Source organism: Dietzia sp. DQ11-38-2, from assembly GCF_014145055.1.
Classification (GTDB): Bacteria; Actinomycetota; Actinomycetes; order Mycobacteriales; family Mycobacteriaceae; genus Dietzia.
Genome location: NZ_JAALDW010000423.1, coordinates 1 through 1,449, shown reverse-complemented (window position 1 = coordinate 1,449; position 1,449 = coordinate 1). Strand labels below are relative to the sequence as shown.

Sequence of the window (1,449 nt, the reverse complement as noted above, 5' to 3'; positions counted from 1 at the left end):
TCAGCTCTCCGCGGTGGCGCTCGGCGCGATGCCGTTGATCGCGCTCGGCGCCGGACTCGCGGTGGTGTCCGCGGGGGCACGGGACGCCGCCACCCCCGGGCAGCTGTTCCTGCGCGCGACCCTGTGGTCGGTGCCCGGGACGCTGGTCGCGCTCGTGCTGTTCGCCGCGCTCACCCTGGTGTCGGTGCGGGTGCTGTCGGTGGGACTGCGGGAAGGCTTCCATCCGGTGCACTCCCGCATCGCCTGGCAGGCCTGGTGCAGCGAGCGCATCATGGACGCCGCCCGGAACTGGCTGTACCCGCTCTACGCCTCGATGCTCACGCCGATGTGGCTGCGGGCGCTGGGCGCGACGATCGGCAAGGACGTGGAGGCCTCGACCGTCCTGCTCATCCCCTCTCTCACCACCGTCCGTGACGGGGCGTTCCTCGCCGATGACACGATGGTCGCGCCGTACGAACTGGGGTCGGGGTGGATGCGGCTCGAGCAGGCGCAGGTCGGCAAACGCGCGTTCCTCGGCAACTCGGGCATCGCGTCCGCCGGCCGCAAGGTCCCCGCGCGTGGACTGGTCGCCGTTCTGTCCTCCGCGCCGCAGAAGGCCAAGAAGGGCACGTCGTGGCTCGGATCGCCCCCGCAGAAGCTGCCCAGGGCGGTGGCCGACGGCGAGAGCGACGCGCGCACCTACCAACCGCCGGGGCGCCTGAAGGTCGCCCGTGCCGCGTGGGAGACCCTGCGCCTGGTCCCGGTGTGGCTCTCGTTCCTCCTGCTTGTCGGCGTCCTGGTGGTGATGCAGCTGATCCACCGGGAGTGGGGTTTCACCGTGGCCGCGCTGAGCTCCGGCGTCACGCTCGCGTATGCCGGACTGGTGGCACTGCTGCTCGCGGTCCTGGCCAAGTGGATCCTGGTGGGCCGGATCCGCGCGGGCGACCAGCCACTGTGGTCCTCCTTCGTGTGGCGCAACGAGGTGGCCGACTCCTTTGTCGAGCTCCTCGCCGCGCCCTGGATGGCCCGGCCCGCCACGGGGACCCCGATCCTCACCGCGATGCTGCGCCTGCTCGGGTCACGCATCGGCCGGGGCGTGTGGTGCGAGTCCTACTGGCTCCCCGAGGCCGACCTGATCTCAGTGGGTGACGGCGCCACCGTCAACCGCGGCTGCGTGGTCCAGACCCATCTCTTCCACGACCGCATCATGCAGATCGACCGGGTGACGATGGCCGACGGAGCGACGCTGGGGTGCCACTGTGTGACGCTCCCGGCCTCCTCGATCGGCGACGGCTCCACCGTGGGCCCGGCCTCGCTGGTCATGCGCGGCGACCGCATCCCCCCGGGCACCCGCTGGCAGGGCAACCCGATCGCACCCTGGCGGGGCTGAGCGGGGCGCGGGCTGCGCGGCGGGTCCGTCTGCCACCGCAAGGGCTGCGCGGCGGGTCTGTCTGCCACCGCAGGGGCTGA

At 72.3% G+C, this 1,449-nt stretch carries 1 protein-coding gene; it reads left to right on the top strand.

All coding sequences use genetic code 11. The annotated features are described in order from the left end of the window. Positions 1 to 1,369 (top strand): Pls/PosA family non-ribosomal peptide synthetase (locus G6026_RS13625; protein WP_347238110.1); only part of this gene is annotated, 1,369 nt, incomplete at its 5' end. Between the last annotated feature and the right edge of the window lie 80 nt (positions 1,370 to 1,449).